Origin of the sequence: uncultured Sphingomonas sp. (assembly GCF_937871615.1) — a bacterium.
Classification (GTDB): domain Bacteria; phylum Pseudomonadota; class Alphaproteobacteria; order Sphingomonadales; family Sphingomonadaceae; genus Sphingomonas.
Window position 1 is genome coordinate 247,978 of sequence record NZ_CALMPA010000045.1, and the last position, 19,799, is coordinate 267,776.

Annotated in this window: 24 protein-coding genes; 9 read left to right on the plus strand and 15 right to left on the minus strand. The window is 66.0% G+C overall.

Going from position 1 to position 19,799, the window contains the following annotated elements; all coding sequences use genetic code 11:
* Positions 1–70: 70 nt before the first annotated feature.
* The 5 genes from Q0316_RS12690 to Q0316_RS12710 form a co-directional block, all read right to left on the minus strand.
* Positions 71–487, minus strand: a complete 417-nt coding sequence (locus Q0316_RS12690) for a cytochrome c-type biogenesis protein (RefSeq protein WP_298673003.1) — start codon at positions 485–487, stop codon at positions 71–73.
* A complete protein-coding gene (locus Q0316_RS12695) occupies positions 484–1,011 on the minus strand; it encodes a redoxin family protein (RefSeq protein ID WP_298673005.1) in 528 nt (175 codons plus the stop codon). The genes Q0316_RS12690 and Q0316_RS12695 overlap by 4 nt, the downstream gene beginning before the upstream one ends.
* Positions 1,008–2,942, minus strand: a complete 1,935-nt coding sequence (locus tag Q0316_RS12700) for a heme lyase CcmF/NrfE family subunit (protein ID WP_298673006.1) — start codon at positions 2,940–2,942, stop codon at positions 1,008–1,010. Before Q0316_RS12700 ends, Q0316_RS12695 begins: the two co-directional genes overlap by 4 nt.
* Before the next feature lie 124 nt (positions 2,943–3,066).
* Positions 3,067–3,915: a formyltetrahydrofolate deformylase gene (gene purU / locus Q0316_RS12705; protein WP_298673007.1), complete on the minus strand. Its 849-nt coding sequence runs from the start codon at positions 3,913–3,915 to the stop codon at positions 3,067–3,069.
* Between the two features lie 112 nt (positions 3,916–4,027).
* On the minus strand, positions 4,028–4,513 hold the full coding sequence (locus Q0316_RS12710) for a hypothetical protein (RefSeq protein ID WP_298673011.1): 486 nt from the start codon (positions 4,511–4,513) through the stop codon (positions 4,028–4,030).
* Positions 4,514–4,650: 137 nt separating this feature from the next.
* Here Q0316_RS12710 and Q0316_RS12715 point away from each other — a divergent pair, with 137 nt between their 5' ends.
* From Q0316_RS12715 to Q0316_RS12735, 5 genes are all read left to right on the plus strand, one after another.
* On the plus strand, positions 4,651–5,220 hold the full coding sequence (locus Q0316_RS12715; protein ID WP_298673089.1) for an aminodeoxychorismate/anthranilate synthase component II: 570 nt from the start codon (positions 4,651–4,653) through the stop codon (positions 5,218–5,220).
* A complete protein-coding gene (gene trpD, locus Q0316_RS12720) occupies positions 5,217–6,206 on the plus strand; it encodes an anthranilate phosphoribosyltransferase (protein WP_298673012.1) in 990 nt (329 codons plus the stop codon). Before Q0316_RS12715 ends, trpD begins: the two co-directional genes overlap by 4 nt.
* Positions 6,203–6,982 carry an indole-3-glycerol phosphate synthase TrpC gene (gene trpC, locus Q0316_RS12725; protein ID WP_298673015.1) on the plus strand — a complete coding sequence of 260 codons (780 nt, stop codon included), beginning with the start codon at positions 6,203–6,205 and terminating at the stop codon, positions 6,980–6,982. The genes trpD and trpC overlap by 4 nt, the downstream gene beginning before the upstream one ends.
* Positions 6,979–7,449 carry a cyclic pyranopterin monophosphate synthase MoaC gene (gene moaC, locus Q0316_RS12730; RefSeq protein WP_298673017.1) on the plus strand — a complete coding sequence of 157 codons (471 nt, stop codon included), beginning with the start codon at positions 6,979–6,981 and terminating at the stop codon, positions 7,447–7,449. Before trpC ends, moaC begins: the two co-directional genes overlap by 4 nt.
* Positions 7,450–7,530: 81 nt before the next feature.
* Positions 7,531–8,223 (plus strand): hypothetical protein, encoded by a 693-nt coding sequence (locus Q0316_RS12735; RefSeq protein ID WP_298673019.1) that lies wholly within the window; start codon positions 7,531–7,533, stop codon positions 8,221–8,223.
* A gap of 30 nt (positions 8,224–8,253) precedes the next feature.
* Here Q0316_RS12735 and Q0316_RS12740 read toward each other — a convergent pair whose 3' ends face one another.
* Together Q0316_RS12740 and Q0316_RS12745 are read right to left on the minus strand one after the other, a co-directional pair.
* The gene (locus Q0316_RS12740) at positions 8,254–8,700 is read right to left on the minus strand and encodes a peroxiredoxin (RefSeq protein ID WP_298673021.1); all 447 of its coding nucleotides are present in this window, start codon (positions 8,698–8,700) and stop codon (positions 8,254–8,256) included.
* Positions 8,669–11,383: a bifunctional [glutamine synthetase] adenylyltransferase/[glutamine synthetase]-adenylyl-L-tyrosine phosphorylase gene (locus tag Q0316_RS12745; protein ID WP_298673024.1), complete on the minus strand. Its 2,715-nt coding sequence runs from the start codon at positions 11,381–11,383 to the stop codon at positions 8,669–8,671. Before Q0316_RS12745 ends, Q0316_RS12740 begins: the two co-directional genes overlap by 32 nt.
* Positions 11,384–11,437: 54 nt before the next feature.
* On the opposite strand from Q0316_RS12745, the gene Q0316_RS12750 reads away from it, so the two are divergent.
* Positions 11,438–11,605, plus strand: a complete 168-nt coding sequence (locus Q0316_RS12750) for a hypothetical protein (protein WP_298673027.1) — start codon at positions 11,438–11,440, stop codon at positions 11,603–11,605.
* A 9-nt stretch (positions 11,606–11,614) separates the two neighbouring features.
* Here the strand turns inward: Q0316_RS12750 and Q0316_RS12755 are convergent, their stop codons facing one another.
* Both Q0316_RS12755 and Q0316_RS12760 read right to left on the minus strand, forming a co-directional pair.
* Positions 11,615–12,256, minus strand: a complete 642-nt coding sequence (locus Q0316_RS12755) for a sigma-70 family RNA polymerase sigma factor (RefSeq protein ID WP_298673028.1) — start codon at positions 12,254–12,256, stop codon at positions 11,615–11,617.
* Between the two features lie 298 nt (positions 12,257–12,554).
* Positions 12,555–13,352 carry a response regulator gene (locus Q0316_RS12760; protein WP_298673029.1) on the minus strand — a complete coding sequence of 266 codons (798 nt, stop codon included), beginning with the start codon at positions 13,350–13,352 and terminating at the stop codon, positions 12,555–12,557.
* 237 nt (positions 13,353–13,589) lie between these two features.
* Here Q0316_RS12760 and Q0316_RS12765 point away from each other — a divergent pair, with 237 nt between their 5' ends.
* From Q0316_RS12765 to Q0316_RS12775, 3 genes are all read left to right on the plus strand, one after another.
* On the plus strand, positions 13,590–13,781 hold the full coding sequence (locus tag Q0316_RS12765) for a NepR family anti-sigma factor (protein WP_298673031.1): 192 nt from the start codon (positions 13,590–13,592) through the stop codon (positions 13,779–13,781).
* Between the two features lie 64 nt (positions 13,782–13,845).
* Positions 13,846–15,387 (plus strand): sensor histidine kinase, encoded by a 1,542-nt coding sequence (locus Q0316_RS12770; RefSeq protein WP_298673032.1) that lies wholly within the window; start codon positions 13,846–13,848, stop codon positions 15,385–15,387.
* A 264-nt stretch (positions 15,388–15,651) separates the two neighbouring features.
* Complete coding sequence (locus tag Q0316_RS12775; protein ID WP_298673033.1) at positions 15,652–15,786, plus strand: entericidin A/B family lipoprotein; 135 nt, start codon at positions 15,652–15,654, stop codon at positions 15,784–15,786.
* A 44-nt stretch (positions 15,787–15,830) separates the two neighbouring features.
* Here the strand turns inward: Q0316_RS12775 and tatC are convergent, their stop codons facing one another.
* The 6 genes from tatC to nagZ all read right to left on the minus strand — a co-directional run bounded on the left by tatC (position 15,831) and on the right by nagZ (position 19,772).
* A complete protein-coding gene (gene tatC, locus Q0316_RS12780; protein ID WP_298673035.1) occupies positions 15,831–16,613 on the minus strand; it encodes a twin-arginine translocase subunit TatC in 783 nt (260 codons plus the stop codon).
* Complete coding sequence (gene tatB / locus Q0316_RS12785) at positions 16,610–17,014, minus strand: Sec-independent protein translocase protein TatB (RefSeq protein ID WP_298673037.1); 405 nt, start codon at positions 17,012–17,014, stop codon at positions 16,610–16,612. The genes tatC and tatB overlap by 4 nt, the downstream gene beginning before the upstream one ends.
* A 45-nt stretch (positions 17,015–17,059) precedes the next feature.
* Positions 17,060–17,296: a twin-arginine translocase TatA/TatE family subunit gene (locus tag Q0316_RS12790; protein WP_298673039.1), complete on the minus strand. Its 237-nt coding sequence runs from the start codon at positions 17,294–17,296 to the stop codon at positions 17,060–17,062.
* A gap of 30 nt (positions 17,297–17,326) precedes the next feature.
* Entirely contained in the window at positions 17,327–17,902 is a 576-nt protein-coding gene (gene scpB, locus Q0316_RS12795) for an SMC-Scp complex subunit ScpB (protein ID WP_298673040.1), read from the minus strand.
* Positions 17,899–18,630 carry a ScpA family protein gene (locus Q0316_RS12800; RefSeq protein ID WP_298673042.1) on the minus strand — a complete coding sequence of 244 codons (732 nt, stop codon included), beginning with the start codon at positions 18,628–18,630 and terminating at the stop codon, positions 17,899–17,901. The genes scpB and Q0316_RS12800 overlap by 4 nt, the downstream gene beginning before the upstream one ends.
* Before the next feature lie 140 nt (positions 18,631–18,770).
* Entirely contained in the window at positions 18,771–19,772 is a 1,002-nt protein-coding gene (nagZ, locus tag Q0316_RS12805) for a beta-N-acetylhexosaminidase (RefSeq protein WP_298673043.1), read from the minus strand.
* Between the last annotated feature and the right edge of the window lie 27 nt (positions 19,773–19,799).

The following is a 19,799-nucleotide window of genomic DNA, read 5'->3' on the forward strand; positions in this document are numbered from 1 at the left end:
CGGTCTCTCCTTGCTACGTAACTTTTGTTCTGCAGCGAAGGCTATGGGAGAGTGAGGGGAGAATCCAGCCCTATTCGGAACGGCGCTTGCGCCGGCGGAAACTGCCGCGCGCAACCCATGCGCCAAGCGCCAGCAACACCAGCGGCGCAAGCCACAAGGGCAGCGTCACCCCGGAAAGCGGGGGATCATATGTGATGTAATCGCCATAACGCGCGATCAGCCATGCCCTGATTTCGGCGGGCTTTTCCCCCGCGGCGATGCGCTGGCGGATCAGCGCGCGCATGTCGCCCGCCATATCCGCATCGCTATCCGCCACCGACTGGCCCTGGCAGACGACGCAGCGCACCGTCTCCATCAGCGCCTTGGCCTCGGCCTCCTGCTTCGGATCGGGAAGCTGGGTATAAGCGAGCATCGCGGGCGGCAGCCCCGAATCCGCCACCGCCGGCGCGGCCAGCAGCAGCAACGCGGATAGCGCCAGCCGCCTCATTTCGCGCGCCGCCATGCCTGGTAGATGGCGTCCACGTCGTCGGCGCGGATGTCGCCGACATGCTGTTTCACGATCCGTCCGGCGCCGTCGATGATGAATGTCTCCGGCACGCCGGAGGAACCCAGCGAAAGTTGCACTTCGCTCACCTTATCGTCACCGATCGCGCGATAAGGGTCACCATAACGCTGAAGAAATTCGCTCACCGCCGGCCCAGTGTCACGAATCGCAATCGCGTCGATCGGCACACCCATGGCTTTCAACCGCATGAGTTGCGGCGCCTCTGCGATGCACGGGATGCACCAACTCGCGAAGATATTGAGCAGGCGTGGCTGCCCGGTACGTAGCGCGGCGGCATCGAGCCCCGGTTTGCCGGGAACGAGCGGCGCGAGCGTGAAATCGGGCATCGGCTTGCCGATCATCGCCGAATAGACGGTGCGATCGGCAGGCTTCATCAGCTCGCGCGCCGCAAAGGCCAGCACCACCACCACAGCCAAGAGTGGTAGCCAGGGGAGCCAGCGCCTCATTGCCACGCCGCCTCCCGCGCCCGGCGTGCCAAGCGACGCTCGCGCAGGATATGACCGAGCATCGACAGCGCCCCGCCCAGCGCAACCAGCCCGCCGCCAAGCCAGATCAGCGTGACGAACGGCTTCCACCACAGGCGAAGCTGCCAGCGCCCGGCATTATCGGGCTGGCCGAGCACGGTATAGAGCTGGCCATCGAGCCGCGTCGCGATCGCGCTCTCGCTCGTCGTGGTGGGCGGATTGGAAAAGAACCGCGATTGTGGGCGGAGATAGAATATTTCGCCGTCCTCGCCGCGCCTGACGCTCAGCCGCGCCTCCAGCGCGGACCAATTGGGGCCGATCAGCGGATTCACGCCCTCGAAGGTGACACTGAACGGCCCGACCTGAACCGGCTCGCCAACGCGCGCGGCGACCAGCCGCTCCTGCGTCCATGCGGTTGATGCGGCCATCCCTGCAAGGCTCACCGCGATGCCAAGATGCGCGATCACCATGCCGTAGAGGAACAAGGGAGCGCGTCGCAGATCGCGCTTCCACAGCGGCGCCACGCTCGCCACCGCCAACCCGGTCGCGAGCGACAGCCCCGCGAGTTGCAGAAAACTCATCCCGCCCGCGAGCACGACGAGACCAGCGGCGGTAAAGACGGTCGCCGCGATCGGCCACATCATCCGCTCCAGCACCGCCTGCGCCTCGTCCCGCCGCCAGCGCAGCAGCGGCCCGACCGCCATGATCGCCACCAGCACCAGCGCCACCGGCCCGGCGGTCTTGTCGAAGAACGGCGGGCCGACCGAAAGCTGCGTCCCCATCGCCGCCGCGACGATCGGATAGAAGGTGCCGATCAGCACGATGCCGAGGATCACCGAAAGCAGCAGGTTGTTCGCGACCAACCCGCCCTCGCGGCTCAGCAACTCGAAGGTATTGCCCGCGCGCACCGTGCCCACGCGGGTGGCGAACAGCGTGAGCGCGCCGCCGATATAGATCGCCAGCAGCGCGAGGATGAACGCCCCGCGCTCGGGATCGACGGCGAAAGCGTGGACGCTGGTGAGGATGCCCGAACGGACGAGGAAGGTGCCGATCATCGACATGGAGAAGGCGACCACCGCCAGCATCACCGTCCACGCGCGCAAGCCATCACGCGTCGCCAGCACCGTCACCGAATGGAGCAGCGCGGTCGCCGCCAGCCACGGCATCAGCGAGGCATTCTCCACCGGATCCCAGAACCACCAGCCGCCCCAGCCGAGTTCGTAATAGGCCCAATAGCTCCCCGCCGTGATGCCCAAGGTCAGGAATATCCATGCGCCCAGCACCCAGGGCCGCATCGCGCGCGCGAACGCCGGCCCCACCTCGCGCGTCACCAGCGCGCCGATCGCGAAGGAGAAGGCCACCGATAGGCCGACATAGCCGATGTAAAGCGTCGGCGGATGGAAGGCCAAACCAGGGTCTTGCAGCAGCGGGTTCAGCCCCTGCCCGTCAAGCGGCGCCGGATCGAGCCGGGCGAACGGATTGGAGGCGAACAGCAGAAACGCGTAGAAACCAAGCGCGATCGCCGCCTGTCCGCCGAGCGTCGCGATCAACGGGCGCTCGTCGAGCCGGCGTTCGAGCAACGCCACCGCACCGCCCGCGACGCCAAGGATCGTCACCCAGAGGAGCATCGAGCCTTCGTGATTCCCCCACGCGCCGGCGAATTTGTAGAGGAGCGGCTTGGCCGAGTGGCTGTTCGCGGCGACCAGCGCGACCGACATGTCAGAGACGCAAAACACCGCGATCAGCGCGATCATCGACAGCGCGGCCATCAGCCCCTGCACCACCGCGACAGGGCGGACGGCGGCGAGCAGCGTCGCATCGGCGCGACGCACCGCGATTCCCGCCAGCACCAGTTGCAACGCGGCCAGCGCGGCGGCGAACCACAGAGCGGCCAGCCCGGCTTCGGCGGTCATGCGGCCCGCGTCCACGCGCTAATTTCGAGCGTCACCTTGATCTCACCAATCCCCGTGGCGGGTTCCCCCGCGTGCCGGCGTCGCTCTTGCGACACGAACCGGCGCGATACAAGGCCGCGCTGCCTCAGCGGAAGACGATGGTGCGCGCGCCGTTGAGCAGCACGCGATCCTGAAGGTGATAGGTCACCGCCTCCGCCAGCACGCGCCGTTCGATATCGCGGCCCTTGCGAACCAGATCATCGGGCGTATCGGCGTGGCTGATCGGCTCCACATCCTGCGCGATGATCGGGCCTTCATCGAGATCGGCGGTCACGTAATGCGCGGTCGCGCCGATCATCTTCACCCCGCGGGCATAGGCCTGATGATAGGGTTTGGCGCCCTTGAAGCCGGGCAGGAAGCTGTGGTGAATGTTGATGCAGCGCCCGGAAAGGAACGCCGCCAGATCGTCCGACAGCACCTGCATATAGCGCGCCAGCACCACCAGATCCGCTCCGCTCCCGGTCACGATCCGCTTCAGCGCGGCTTCCTGCGCCGGTTTGTTCTCCCTGGTGACGGGCAGATGGTGAAACGGAATATCGCCGATCGCGGCGGCGTGCAGCGCCTCGCGCGGATGGTTGGAGACGATCGCCACCACGTCCATCGGCAGTTCGCCGATCCGATGGCGATAGAGCAGATCGGCGAGACAGTGATCGAATTTCGACACCATCAGCAGCACGCGTTTGCGCACCGCCGCCGATTCCATCGACCAGTCCGCGCCCACCGCATCCGCGATCGGGCCGAAACCTTCACGCAGCCCTTCGACACCGGCGTCGCATTGGAACACCGCGCGCATGAAAAACCGGCCGTTGAGCCGATCGTCGAATTGCTGCGCGTCGATGATATTGCCGCCGTGGCCCGCGAGAAAGCCCGCGACCGTCGCGACCAAGCCTGGGCGATCCTCGCATGAAAGGCGCAGGACAATCGTATCGGTCATCGGGGAAACCTCCGCCCGTCGGGCACGGCAGTGTTGATTGAAACGCACCGGCGCGGGGGGTGCGGCGAGCGTCTGGTCTGTCAAAAGAGCGTTGTCGAAAGGCGATCCGCGCTCAATCCTGCGGCGGCGGGCTGGTGCCGGCCTGTTCGGCGCGCTTGATCGCCTGCCGTTCGAGATACCATTGCCGCGCGTTCATCTGGGCGCAGCCGGTCTGCCCGCCAGTGCCCACCGCCGAGCAGGTATTGGGCAGGCCGCCCGCGGTGCGCCCCACCTCATCCACCGTCTGCGCGCGATTGACCCAGCTCTGGTTCTTCGCGGGCACCTCCGGCGGGCGGCGCAATTCCTTGGGCACGCGATATTGCTCGTTGGGGTCCAGCCGGTTGCACACCACCACCTCGTTCGAGGTGGAAGGCGGACATTTCTCGTTGCCGGTAAGCGTCACGCTGCGGATGCGCTTGGGCGGCTCCCCGGTTTGCGTCTGCATCTCCTGATGCACGGTTTCGGCGAGCTTGGCGGATGGAGCCGGTTGCGTCGCCTGCGTCGCGAGTGCCGCCGCCGGCAAAGTGGCGAACGCCAGCATGGTCAGGGGACGGAACATCGCATGGTCTCCTCGGCAAACAACGTAACGTCGTCCGGCGGCCTTGTATCCCGGCTGAACGTTCCGATCCGGTTACCGCAAGTTTCCGCATCGCAACAGCCGTTGCGATGCGAACGGAATGGAGTAAGGCCAGCGAGATGATCCTCGTTGTCGATAATTATGACAGCTTCACCTGGAACCTGGTCCATTATCTGATGGAACTGGGGGCGGAGGTCCGCGTCGTGCGCAACGATGCGATGAGCGTGGCGGATGCGCTGGCGACCAACGCGACGGGCTTTCTGATATCGCCCGGCCCCTGCACCCCCAACGAAGCGGGGATCAGCCTGGGGCTTGTCGCCGCCTGTGCGGAAACCGCCCGGCCGCTGCTCGGCGTGTGCCTTGGCCACCAGTCGATCGGCCAGCATTTCGGCGGCCATGTGGTGCGCGGCGGGCTGATGCACGGCAAGACTTCGCCGATAACGCATGACGGCACGGGGGTGTTCGCGGGCATCCCCTCACCGTTCACGGCGACGCGCTATCACTCGCTGATCGTAGAGGACGTGCCGGATGCGCTGGTCGTCAACGCCACCGCGCCGGACGGTTCGGTGATGGGATTGCGGCATCGCGAACTGCCGATCCATGGCGTCCAATTTCACCCCGAGAGCATCGCCACCGAACACGGGCACGCGCTGCTCGCCAATTTCCTGAAGGCCACCGGCACGGCATGAGCAGTTTCGTCCAGTTGCCCGATCCGGCGCTGCCACTGGCCCGCGAAGACGCCGCGCGGGCGTTCGCCGACATTCTCGATGCGCGCGCGAGCGAGGAGGCGATCGCCCAGTTCCTCATCCGGCTGAGCGATCGCGGCGAAACCGCTGTTGAGATCGCCGAAGCCGCCCGCGCGCTGCGCGAACGCCTGATCCCGATCAGCGCGCCCGCCGGCGCGATCGACGTTTGCGGCACCGGCGGTGACGGCCACCACACGCTCAACGTGTCCACCGCCGTCAGCCTGATCGTCGCAGCCTGTGGCGTGCCCGTTGCCAAGCACGGCAATCGCGCGGCCTCGTCAAAGGCGGGCGCGGCCGATACGCTGGAGGCGCTTGGCCTCGACATGGATCGCGCCGGCGCCGGCGCGGAGGAAACGCTCAGCGAACTCGGCATCTGTTTCCTGTTCGCGGCGAACCATCATCCGGCGATGCGGCGCATCACCCCGATCCGCCGCCACATCGGCAAGCGCACGATCTTCAATCTGATGGGGCCGCTCGCCAATCCGGCACGCGTCACCCGCCAGTTGATCGGCATCGCGCGCCCGGATTACGCGCCGGTCTATGCCGCCGCGCTCGCCGAACTAGGGTCGGAAGCCGCGCTCGTCGTTTCCGGCGAGGAAGGGCTGGACGAGGTTTCCGGCGCCGGGCCGACGATCGCGGTATCGGTAGGCGCGATCGCGCTTCCCGAACGCATCGCGCCGGAGGACGCCGGGCTGCCGCGCCACCCGATCGCCGCGATCCACGGCGGAGACCCTGGCTATAACGCCGCCGCGCTGCGCCGCCTGTTACGCGGGGAGCATGGCGCCTATCGCGACGCCGTGCTGCTCAACGCCGCCGCCGCGCTGGCGCTGGTCGGCGAAACGCTGCACGCCGGTGTCGCGCGCGCGGCGGAAGCGATTGACACGGGCGCGGCGGAGGCATTGCTCGACCGCTGGATCGCATGGAAATGACGAACGTACTCGACCGGATTCTCGCCACCAAGCGCGATGAGGTGCGTGCCCGCAGCGCGCGCGCCTCGATCGCCGATCTGGACGCGCGCGCCAGCGAACAGAGCGCGCCACGCGGCTTCCGCGCCGCGCTGGATCGCGCGCCGAACTACGGCCTTGTCGCGGAAATCAAGAAGGCCAGCCCGTCGAAAGGGCTGATCCGCGCCGATTTCGATCCGCCCGCCCATGCCCGCGCGTATCAGGCCGGAGGCGCAGCGTGCCTCTCAGTGCTGACCGACGAACAATATTTTCAAGGGGCGGATGCCTATCTGATCGCCGCGCGCGCGGCGTGTGATCTGCCGGTGCTGCGCAAGGATTTCATGGTCGATCCGTGGCAGGCGGCGGAGGCGCGGTCGATCGGCGCGGATGCGATCCTGCTCATCATGGCGGCGCTTGACGATGTGGCGCTGGCGGAGATCGAGGCGGCCGCGATCGAGCGCGGGATGGACGTGCTGGTCGAGGTCCACGATGCCGGCGAACTGGAACGCGCGCTCAAGCTGAAATCACGCCTCATCGGCGTGAACAACCGCGATCTCCGGGACTTCACGGTCGATTTCGCGCGCACCTATGAACTGGTGGAGCACGCCCCCGCCGGTTGCACCTTTGTCGCCGAGAGCGGGCTCACCTCCCGCGCGGACCTCGATGCGATGGCCGCGCATGGTGTGCGCTGTTTCCTGATCGGCGAATCGCTGATGCGTCAGGCCGATGTTGAGGCGGCGACGCGGGCGCTGGTGGGATGACGCGCCTCACCCACCTCGACGAGGCCGGCGCCGCGCGCATGGTCGATGTGGGTGACAAGCAGGTGACCCGCCGCGAGGCCACAGCGACCGGCCGCATCCTGATGTCCGCCGAAACAGCCGCCGCGATCCGTGATGGCGCGGTGGCGAAAGGCGATGTGCTGGCGGTGGCGCGGGTCGCCGGGATCATGGCGGCGAAGCGCACCAGCGACCTGATCCCGCTCTGCCACCCGCTCCCCCTCACCCGCGTGTCGCTCGATCTGTCGCTGGGCAACGACCATGTCGAAGCAACGGCGACGGCAGCGACCGACGGCAAGACCGGCGTGGAGATGGAGGCGCTGACCGCGGTTTCGGCCGCGCTGCTCACGATCTACGACATGGCGAAGGCGCTGGATCGTGGAATGCGGATCGAGGGCATCCGCCTGCGCGCCAAAAGCGGTGGCCGTTCCGGGGACTGGCACGCCGACTGACCTGAAACCGGCAAGTAAGCTGACGGGGCCGGGATTGTCGGAAAGCCGATACGGCGCATAAATTGCGCGAACCCGGCCTGAATGATAAAACACAGCCGCGACCACGCAGGGGCGATTGCGATGGATGTGTCACGCCGCGATGCAATGCTCGGAGGATTATCGCTCCCGCTGATGGCCCGATCATCCGTCGCGCCGGACCAGCCGACAAATCTCCTGTCGCCGACGGGGCAGGAAACCTTTGGTCCGTTTTATCCCGTCCGGGGACCACGCGGACATGATCTCGACCTAACCCATTATCCGGGCAAGCGCGGTCGGGCGGCAGGTCAGGTTATGCAACTCAGCGGGCGAGTCACTGACAGGAGGGGGAATCCGCTGCCGCATACCGCTGTCACGTTGTGGCAGGCGAATGCCGCCGGTCGCTACACCAATCCCGTCGACACCAATATCGCGCCACTTGATCCGAACTTCCTCGGCGTGGTCGACTTCGAGACTGCTCAGGATGGCACTTATCGCATACGCACGATCAAGCCTGGACCGTATCCCGAGCCATCGGGAACGATCCGCACGCCGCATATCCACTGGGACGTGACCCACGCCGATTATCGGCTTGTCACCCAAATGTACTTTCCGGGCGAGAGCCTCAATCAGACCGACATTCTGCTTTCGACACTAACGGCGCGGCGGCGCAATCCGGCAACGGTCATCTGCAAGCCGGTTCAGTCGAGCGAACCGGGCGTACTTGCCTTCACCTTCGATATTGTCATGCTCGCGTAACCGGATTCGCGCCGGGCACCGGCTCGCCGGCTACAATCCCTGCGCCGCCTCCAGCACTTCCGCCGCGTGACCCGCCACCTTCACCTTGCGCCATTCGCGCGCGAGTTTGCCATCCTTGCCGAACAGGAAGGTCGCGCGCTCGATGCCCATATATTTGCGACCGTACATGGATTTCTCGACCCATACGCCGAACGCCTCGCAGGCCGCGCCATCCTCGTCGCTCGCCAGCGGCACGGTCAGACCATATTTCGCGATGAAATTGCCGTGTCGCTTCGGGCTGTCCTTCGACACGCCGAGCAGCGCCACGCCTGCTTGCGCGAAATCCGCCGCCAGCGCGGAAAAGTCCTGCGCCTCGCGGGTGCAGCCGGTCGTATCGTCCTTGGGATAGAAATAGACCACCAGCGGCCGGGGCAGCGCGGCGAGTTGCACCGGCGCGCCGCGCGGATCAACCAGCGTCAGATCGGGAATCGCGTCCATCTATCACTCCCAGCCAGGTATCGCGCACCTCCTGCCGCGCCGCATCCAGCCCGGCAAGCACCTGCGCCCAATCATTCAGCCCAAGCGCCCGTGCCAGCAGCGCGCTCGTCGCCAGCGCCTCCGGTTCCTGCGCATCGGGCGCGACCAGCCGCAAGGTGACGAGCAGACGCGTCAGCAATTCATAAGCCGCGCCGATCCCCGCCGGCAGCAGCGGCCCGAGCAAATCGATCGCGCGCGCCAGTCGCGGATCGAAGCCGCTCTTGTGTTCGAGTTGCAGCGTATGCACCGCGAATTCGAGATCGACGAGCCCACCCGGCAGCAACTTCGCGTCGAGCGGGCCGGCGGGTTTCTTGTGCGCCGCCATCTCCTCGCGCATCTTCGCCGCATCCGCCACCACGTCGCGATCCTTGCGCGCGCCGGCGAGCACCGCGTGGATTTCGGCCTGAAGCGCGGCGCGCGCGACCTCGGACCCGAAAACGGGGCGCGCACGGGTCAGCGCCATATGCTCCCAAGTCCAGGCATCCTCGCGCTGATATCGCGCGAACGAATCGACGCTCACCACCAGCGGCCCCTGCGCGCCCGATGGTCGCAGCCTTGTGTCGACCGAATAGAGCGGCCCCGCCGCCGTGGCGACCGACAGTGCCGCCGTCACGCGTTGCGCCAGGCGGTTGTAATATAGCGTCGCGCCAAGCGGCCTCGGCCCATCGGATTCGGTCGAAAATTCGCCGGTGAACAAATAGATGAGATCAAGATCGGATGCGTGCGTAAGCGCCCCGCCACCGAGCCGGCCAAGCGCGAGGATGATGAACTCGCTGCCGGGCACCCGGCCATGCGCGCGGACGAATTCGTCGATCGTCGCGCTCGTCAGCGCCTCGATCGCGGCCTCGGCGACGCGCGCATAGCCGGTCGCCACCTCAAGCGGATCGGCCACGCCGGCGACGATCTGCGCGCCCAGCGCGAACCTTTTATCGCCAACCACGCGGCGCGCATGATCGAGCCGCTCCTGATAATCGGCATCCTGCTCGACCGCCTCCATTTCCGCGACCAGCGCGGCAAGATCGCCGACCGGGGCGAGCGCGGTGGCGTCGATCAGCCCGTCGAGTAGATCGGGGCGTCGGCCCAGCTCCTCGGCGAGCGTCGGCGCATGGCTCAGGATCGCCGCGAGCAGGCTGGTCAGCGCCGGGCGCGCTTCGAGCAGACGGAAGATGTTGATCGCACTTGGTAGCCGTTCGAGCAGCAAGTCCAGCCGTTGCAGCGCCGCGCGCGGCACCGGCGCATCGGCGAAGGCCGCGACGATGCCCGGAAGCACCGCCTCCAGCGCCGCTTTCGCCGCGGGGCTGCGCAACGCCGGATAGCGGCCGGAGCGCCACAACCCGATCCGCGTCGCCGCACCTTCCGCGTCCGCGAAGCCGGCGGCGGCGAGTTGCTCCACCAGCCGTTCGTGATGCGCCGAGAGCGCAGCGCCCGCGGGCGCGGCCAACACGTCGAACACCGCGGCCACCCGCTCGACATGCGGGCGCAGGTGATCGAGCAACGCCGCGCCGTCCGCCCGCCCGTCGAGCCGCGCGACGCGATCGAGCGCGTCGCCCACCGGCAGATGATGCGTCTGGCGATCGTCGATCATCTGCACGCGATGCTCGATCGTGCGCAGCGCGACATAGGCCTCGGTCAGCGCCCGTGCGTCATCGGGGTCGATTCGCCCCGCCGCGGCCAGCGCAGCCAGCGCGGCACGGGTATCCCCCATCCGCAGCGCCGGATCGCGCCCGCCGTGGATCAACTGATGAATCTGCGCGAAAAACTCCACCTCGCGGATGCCACCGCGCCCGCGCTTCAGATCATAGCCGGGGCCGAATGCCTGCCCTTGCGAATGGTGATCGCGAATACGGCGCGTGATATCGACGATCTCGCCGATCGCACCGAAATCGAGGCTTCGGCGCCATACGAAGGGCCGGATCGCCTCCAGAAAGCGCAAGCCGAGCGCCATATCGCCCGCACATGCCCGCGCGCGGATGAACGCGGCGCGCTCCCATGGCAGCGCCTGCGATTCATAATAGCCGATCGCGGCGTCCACCGAGATGACGATCGGCGTCACCTCCGGCGATGGCCGCAACCGCAAGTCGATGCGCAGGACATAACCGTCGGCGTCCAGCGCCTGCAGCAATTCAATCACGCGCCGACCGATCCGCACGGCGGCATCCGCCGGGTCTTCGCGCGGCCTGGTCGGCAAGGTCAGCGGGTCGAACAGCAGGATCGGATCAATATCCGACGAATAATTCAGCTCGCGACTGCCCAGTTTGCCGAGCGCGATCGCCGCGAAGCCCGTGGGTTCGGCGCCAGGCGTCCTCTCCTCGATCGCCGCGCGGATCGCGCGATCCAGCGCGGCATCGGCGAAATCGGACAACGCGTTGGTAACGGTGGTGAGATCAAGCGCACCGGAAAGATCGCCGATCGCCGCCGTCAGCGCGAGCCGTCGCCGCGCGAGCCTGAGCGTCCGCGCCGCTCCACCCTCGTCGAGCCACGCGACAGCCGCGAGCGGCAATGCGCCGGTCTCCAGCGTGGCGGCAAGCTCCGGCTCGCGATCGAGCAGCATCGCGAGGAAGGGCGCATTCGTTCGTGCGCGCTCGATCGCGTCATGCGCCGCGGCTTGCGCGGCGATTTTTTCGGGTACGGCAGAATCAATCATGGCTGGTGCTTACCTGCCGAGAAACTTCGTGGTCATTCAACCGTTTTAATCGCCATGGATCGCCCCACCGCCCTTCACGATGCAGATACCGCGCCGCCCCAATTCGTGCCGAAACCGCGCGCGAGCGACGCGATCGGCGAATCGCTGCGTCAGGCGTTTCGGCCAAGGAGCAGCGCGATGGAAATGAGCGATCTGCTCGCGCGGCTCGATCGGATCGCTTGACGGCGCCGGTCAACGATCCCGGCTGAGTTCGTTCACCTCGCTCATGATCGCATCAAGCACGGTCCCGCTGCCCTCGCTCTTGTGGCCGGTGCGAGGCGTCATATCCTTGCCGTTCATCAACGCTTCCAGCGCAACGCGGCCGCGCGCGACGCGGCTTTTGATCGTGCCGACCGCGACGCCGCAGATATCCGCGGCTTCCTCATAGGCGAAGCCACCGGCGCCCACCAGAATCAGCGCCTCGCGCTGCGGCTGTGGCAAGTGCATCAGCGCGCGCTGCATATCCGCCAGTTCGACATGCTTGTCCTGCCCGGCGGGCGCGGCGAGCAGGCGATCGGCGACCAGATCATCCCATTCGCCCTTGAAACGCGCGCGCCGCATCTGAGAGAGATACAGGTTGCGCAGGATGATGAAGGTCCAGGCGCGCATATTCGTACCGGCCTGGAAGCGTTTGCGCGCGGCCCACGCCTTGAGCAGCGTCTCCTGCACGAGATCGTCGGCGAGGTCGCGATTCCCCGACAGGGAACGCCCAAAGGCACGCAGGTGCGGGATCACCCGCGCGAGTTGCTCTTTGAATTCGGGATCGGAGAGCGATACGTGCTCGCCCTGCGCATCGGCGCCCGCGCCATCTGTCTGAGATGGATCCTGCGTCATTCTGTCGCGATCATTCCCCGCCGCGACCGGAAACCAGTCCGGCCAGTTTCAATAAGATATGGCCAACGGGCGCGTTTTTCCACCCGCCCCGGCAACGCAATTCAGGCGCTGCCTAAAGCCGGGTGAACACCACGATGGCAAAGATCACGATCACGAGCGCGAGCGAATAACCAAGGATATACCGCGTCATATGCGGTGTGGCCCCGGCCCTCGCCTCCTCCGTGCTTCGATGGATCGGTTCCTGTTCGTCTGTCATGAAGGCCAAACGAACAAGAACCGTTTTGGGTCCGTATCAACCTCAAAGGGCGGGAACGGTCGATTGATCGAAGAACAATGCCTGGCTGATCGCGGCCTTCACCGTCGAACGCTGGAACGGTTTGGTAATCAGGAAGGTCGGCTCCGGTCGTTCGCCCGTCAGCAACCGTTCGGGAAAGGCGGTGATGAAGATCACCGGCACGCGGAATTCGGCGAGAATATCCTTCACCGCGTCGATGCCGGAGCTGTCGTCGGCCAATTGGATATCGGCCAGCACCAGGCCGGGGCGATCCTCCATCGCCAGCGCAACGGCCTCGTCACGGGTCACCGCCACGCCGGTCACATCATGGCCGAGATCGCGGACGATCGTTTCCACGTCCATCGCGATGATCGGTTCATCCTCGATAATCAGCACGCGCGCGCGCGTCTGCCGCTCGATCTCCGCCATCGCCTCGCTGACCAGATCCTCGACCTCATCGGCCCCGACGTCGATCAGATAGGCCGCGTCCTCCGGGGTGAAGCCTTCCATCGCGGTAAGCAGCAGCGCTTGCCGCGAAAGCGGGGTCATCCGCGCGAGCCGCGCGCGCGCCACCATTTCCTGCTCGTTGGCGTCGCCCGCCTCCGGCAATTCGTCGATATGCGATGATGCCCAGATCGCCTGAAACGTCCGGTAAAGGGCAAGCCGGGGGTCCACATCGCGCGGAAACTCCTCCGGCGCCGCGACGATCGCCTCCAGCGTGGCGCGGACGTATTTGTCGCCGTGGTGCTGGCTTCCGGTCAACGCGCGGCCATAACGCCGGAGGAATGGAAGGTGCGGCGCGAGCTGTTGTCCAAGCGACATGGGCGTTATTTTCTCCGTACCAAACCGGGCCTGCGCGAACGCCGCCCCAACGATCTCAAAACCTCTAACGTATCGACATGCAATCCCGTATCGCAGGCCCACGCCGCTTTGATGATTTTGTTGTTGGGAGTGGAACCAACGAGCGCGTCTTTGGTTTCATAGGTTCTCCCTGGAATGCGATGCGTATCGGGGCTTGCGGTTTTACCCAGCCGCGTCTTTTAGAAATGTAGAAATCCCGTGCGGTCGGGCGGTTCCGGGGGGCAGGTGTTGAGTTCGGACGATCAGGCAAAATTACCGCATCGAGAAAAGAACGCGACGATTCCCGCAAAGGATCGTGACATGGGCTCCGCGTTGCGCTCGATCTATCAGCAAACCATAGAAGAAAAGATCCCGGACGAGATGCTGCTGCTGCTCGGGAAGCTGGATTAGGACGCCGATCGCAATGGCTGGGAAGGTGGATCGTCCCGGCTCCGCAACGGCTTTCGCGGCACTGATGATCGCCCGCTGGCCGACCGGGGCCAAATTATTCCTCATCCTGAGCATCGCGCTGCTGCCGCTGGCGATGATCGCCGTTTTCGCAACGCTGCAAACCACGCGCAACGCCGATAGCGAATCGCGCGCCGGCCTGCGCCTCGCCTCCGCCGAAAGCAGCCGGGCGATGGCGATCGAGCTTATCGGCGACATGACCGCGCTACGCTCCGCGGTCAACGCGCTCGCCGCGGACGCGCAGGATGCGCCAAGTTGCGCGCGCGTGAAGGGGGTGTTCGCGCAGCTATCGACCAACGGCACGCGTTTTGTGATCTTCGATCGCGAAGGCCGGGCATTGTGCGGCACGCCTTTCGTCGGCGCGCGCCATATCGGACGGCAGGCCGAGGGCGCGACGGTCGCAGCCCGCGTGCAGCCGGAACGCGGCCTTTCACTCGGCGTGGCAGGGACCCAACATCGCCTGTTCGGCGCGGCCTTCTTTCCCAGGGAATTCCTGGCGGCGGTCAGCCGACCGAGCGGAATGCCGCACCCCTATCAACTCGTGCTGATGCATGGCGGGCATCAACTGATCGTCGATCACCTGCCCCGCGAATCCGCGCTCGAACGCCGCACCACCAACCGAACCAATCTGGGCTTTGCCGATCTCGCGCTGGAAATGCAGATGCGCAGTACGCCGATCACCTCCTCGCTGGTGATCGCGTTGCTGTTGCCGCTGTTGATGTGGGCGGCGGCGGCGGGCGTTTCCTGGTTCGTCGTCGATCGCCTGCTGGTGCGGCCACTGCGCGATCTGCGCGCCGGCATGGCGGCGCTGACGCCCGGCGAGGAGCCGGACCCGGCGCTGCTCCGCGCCCTGCCCGCGCAGGAAATTCGTGAACTCGGCGACACGCTGCGCGCGCTCACCCGCACGGTGGCCTTGCACGAGGCCGGGCTGGCGGAGGGGCTGGTGCGACAAACACGTTTGACGCGTGAAGTGCATCATCGCGTGAAAAACAATCTTCAGGTGATCTCCAGCCTGATAAACCTCCATGCCCGCAGTGCGCGAACCCCCGACGCGTCACAGGCCTATGCCTCGATCCAGCGCCGTGTCGATGCGCTCGCCGTGGTGCATCGCAATCACTTCGCCGAAATGGAGGAAAATCGCGGGCTTGGCCTTCGTCCCGTCATCAGCGAACTCGCCACCAATATCCGGGCGACCGCGCCAGAGGGCAGCCGGCTGAGCATCGCGCTTGATCTCGATCCCTTCTATGTCGGGCAGGACGTGGCGGTTCCGATCGCCTTTCTCGTCACCGAGGCGGTCGAACTTGCGCTGGCCGACGATGCCCAGGCCGAGATTCGCATCTCGCTGAAGCCGGATGGCGAACATGACGATCGCGCGATATTGCGCGTTTCCTCCACCGCGCTCATCCCGAGCGCGGCCCTGTCCGCCCGGCTCGAACAGCGTTATGGCCGCGTGATGGAAGGGCTGTCGCGGCAACTTCGCGCGCCGTTGCAATATGATCCGGAAAACGGCGCCTATGCCATCACCATTCCGGTCATCGGCCGCGAATAGCCACGATCAAAGACGGTGGCGCCATCAGCCGACTTTTTTTCGCGACGATCGGAACCCGGCGGATTTGGGATCGTTCTGACCTGCGGATAGCGAATATTTGCCCCCCCGCTCTCGCTATCCAAGTCACAGGCCCGAAAGCGTCGTCCCCTCCCCCCCGGTGACGCTTTCGGGCCTTAAATTTTGTCCCGTCATCGTCTTTCGGCGCCATCCCGGTTTGCGCTCTCGGCGGAAATCGACCATCTGCCCCGCGCAGGAGGACGCACGATGTGCAAGGTTTTCGGATTGATGGCGGTTACGGCGGCGGTGCTGCTGGCAGGGTGCAACACGATCGAGGGCATCGGCAAGGACGTGTCCTCCGCGGGCAAAACCGTTTCCAAGACGGCGCACGACGCGAAGTAATTCGCCGGCGCTGCATCCCCTTTGGGCCGGATGCAGCGCGCCCGTTATTCCCCGGCCACCACGTCCGCGTCCACCGTTGCAGCCGCTTCGCGCGAGCGCCCGCGCTCGGTGAACCAGATGCCGATCAGCGCCAGTTCGTAGAGAATGCACAAGGGTATCGCGAGCAGAAGCTGCGATCCCACGTCCGGCGGCGTGAGCACCGCCGCGATCGCGAAAGCTGCGACGATCGCATAACGCCGCACGCTCTTGAGCTGCTGGCGGGTGACAATACCGGCGCGCTCCAGCAGCATCAGCAGCACCGGCAGCAGGAAGGCAATGCCGAAGCCGAACAGGAATTGCATGATGAACGACAGATAATTGCCGATCGCCGGCAATGCTTCCTGATGCACGCCGCCGATATTGCCCTGAAAGCTCAGCAGGAAATGCAGCGCCATCGGCACCGCGATGAAATAGGCCATCGCCGCCCCGATCCCGAACAGCACCGGGGTCGCAAGCAGGAACGGCAGCAGCGCCCGCTTCTCCTTGCGGTAGAGGCCGGGCGCGACGAACTGCCATAACTGGTTGGCGATCACGGGGAACGACACCATCGTCGCGGCGAAGAAGGCGACCTTTACCTTCACGAAAAACGCTTCGAATATCTGGGTGTAGATCAGCTTGGTCTGCCCCGCCTGCAACAGCGGACGGACGAGAACCGCGAAGATGTCCTCCGCGAAATAATAGCAGACGAAGAACGCCACGATGAGCGCGCCGATGCAGTAAAGCAACCGCCGACGCAGTTCGATCAGATGGTCGAGCAGCGGCGCCTTGCTGTCGTCTATCTCCTTCATGCCGCGGGCTTCTCCTGGCCCGCCGCAGCCGGCGCGGGCGTGTCAGCCGGCCCGGCTTCAGGCGGCGCGGCGACCACGGGCTTCTCCACCATCACCGGCGCCGCATCCTCCGTATCGGGCGCGGCGGGCGCGGCGGGCGCATGTTCGATCATTTCAGGAGGTGAAGGCGGGTGCATCTCCATGATCCGCGCATTCTCCTCCTTCCACTTCTTTTCCATCTCGGCGAGTTCGGCCTCGCGGATCATTTCGTCGAAGCCGGAACGGAACTGGCGCGCGACCGAACGCGCGCGACCGACCCAATAGCCGAGAACGCGCATCGCCTTGGGCAAATCCTTCGGCCCGATGACAACCAGCGCCACCAGGGCCACGACCGCCCATTCGGAGAAATTGAAATCAAGCATGATCGGCCCGGCGGTGCGGAAGGATCAGATCGAGGCGACGGCGAATCAGCGCGTCTTCTCGTCCTGAACGATCGTTTCAGCGGCCGGCCGCACCGGCTGCTGGGTTTCGATACGCGGCGCCGGCTTGGCGACGGCATCCTCGTCTTCCTCTGCCATGCCCTTCTTGAAATTCTTTACGCCCTTCGCGACATCACCCATCAGGTTCGAGAAGCGGCCACCTCCCAAAAGAAGGATGGCGATGATGGCGACGACGATCCAATGCAGCGGGCCAAACGCGCCCATGACGGCTCTCCTGAAATACAGGCGACGTATCTAGTCATCCTCATCGCTTTTTTCCACCGCGAGTTGGTCGAAAGCGAGATCGACCGGGTCGAGCAGCCCCGCCGCCTTCAGATCGTCGATTCCCGGCAGGTCGCGGCGGCTTTCCAGCCCGAAATGGTCGAGGAAGCCCGCGGTGGTCGCGAACATCAGCGGTCGCCCTGGCACTTCGCGGCGCCCGGCGGGGCGCACCCACCCCGCCTCCATCAGCACATCGAGCGTGCCCTTCGATATCTGCACGCCGCGAATCGCCTCGATCTCGGCGCGTGTCACCGGCTCGTGATAGGCGATGATCGCCAGCGTCTCGATGCCCGCGCGGCTTAGCTTGCGCGCTTCCTCGCGATCGCGGCGCAGCAGGTGAGCGAGATCAGGCGCGGTCTCGAAATGCCATCGCTCGCCCCGACGGACGAGATTGATCCCCCGCTCGGCATAATCCGCGACAAGCGCCCGGAGCGCCCCCGCCACATCGCCCTCGCCAACGTGCGCCCGGATCGCATCGACCGTCATCGGCTCGCTCGCGGCGAACAGCACGGCTTCCACCGCGCGCGCGAGATCGTCCGGCGGGCTCATGTCGGCGCCCGGAGATAGAGCGGCGCGAAGGGTGATTTCTGCGCCAGTTCCACCCTGCCCTGCCGCGCCAGTTCCAGTGCCGCGAGGAAGCTGGAGGCAAGCGCGGACTTGCGGAACGGGCCAGAGGCGCCATCCGGCAGGAAATGCTCGATCATCGACCATTCGATCGTCGCACCGATCAGCCCCGAGACACGCTCCATCGCCGCTTCGAGCGTCATCACCTGGCGATCGTGAACGACATGCAGCACGGGCCGGGTTCGCGCGGACACCCGGCCATAAGCGGCAATGAGATCATAGATTTCCGCCGTCCAGCGCGCCTTGCGGACGGTGCGCAGCCCCTCGGGCATGGCGCGCGCGAACACGTCGCGCCCCAGCCGGTCACGCGCCATCAGCCGCGCGCCCGCCTCGCGCATCGCATTGAGCCGTTCGAGGCGGATCTGGAGCCTGAGCGCCAGTTCCTCCGGGCTCGGTTCGATCTCGGGGTCGCGCGGCAGCAACAGGCCCGATTTGAGATAGGCGAGCCACGCCGCCATCACCAGATAATCCGCCGCCAGTTCCAGCCGCAGCGATCGCGCGCGATCGACATACAGCAGATATTGCTCGACCAGCGCGAGGATCGAAATCTGCTTCAGATCGACCTTCTGCGACCGCGCGAGCGCGAGCAACAGATCGAGCGGTCCCTCCCACCCGTCGAGATCGAGCGTCAGCGTATCAGCTTCGTCAGTCAACGGCGACAATCAGGAGCGCTGGGTTTCATTGCATCATGCTGGCAGAACGATGCGGCGTTGCACAGTCCCCGGCCTGACGGGCGAAGTTCACGAAGTTCGCACGAGTGAATATTGCGTCGCGTTTGGCGCCATTTGCTTCTTCAAGCCAGCGCGAGCAAGGCGTCCCGCTTTGCGAGCAGCGCGGCGAGATCGCCCTCGCCCGGCGCGGCGCTCGCCATCGCGCGATCGAGCCGCGCGCGCGACGCAGCGGAGATATCCCCCAGCCGCCCGGCGATCTCAACCATCTCGTCCATCCGCGCCCAGCAATCGAGCACCAGATCGCACCCCGCCGCGATCGCGCCAGCGGCTTTCTCCCCCGCCGTGCCGGACAGGGCCTTCATGTCGATATCATCGGTCATCAAGAGGCCATCGAAACCGATACGGCGGCGGATGATTCCCTCGATCACGATGGGAGACAGCGTCGCCGGGCGTTCGCGATCCCATGCTTCATAGACGATATGGCTGGTCATCCCCATCGCCGCGCCAGCGAGCGCGCGAAACGGGGCGAGATCCTCCTCCAGTTCCGCGTCCGAGGCGGTGACGGTGGGCAAATCATAATGCGAATCGACGATCGCCCGGCCATGCCCCGGCATATGCTTGACCACGCCGACGACACCGCCCGCCGCCAGCCCTTCAAGCGTCGCGCGGCCCATCGCCGCGACACGCTTCGGCTCGTGCCCGTAAGCGCGCGACGCGATCGCCTCGGTCGTCCCCTCGCGCGCGACATCGAGCAGCGGCAGGCAATCGACCGTGATGCCGACCTCCGCCAGCATCAGCCCGATCGCATGGGCATTGGCGCGCGCCGCCTCGATCGCGGACATCGGCGCGCGTTCATACAGCGCGTCGAACGCCGGCCCGGCTGGAAAAGCCGGCCATTCCGGCGGCCCGAGCCGCGCGACCCGCCCGCCTTCCTGATCGACGAGGATCGCGACATCGCCGCGCCCCTCCAGGTCGCGCAGTGAATCGGTGAGCGCGCGAAGCTGGGCGCGATCGGCCACGTTGCGCTTGAACAGAATGTAACCCGCTGGCCGCGCCTCCCGAAAGAAGGCGCGTTCGTCATCGGAGAGGGCGTGGCCGGCGAGGCCGAAGATCACTGGCTTCATGCGAAAGGCGATACCGCCACCGCGATC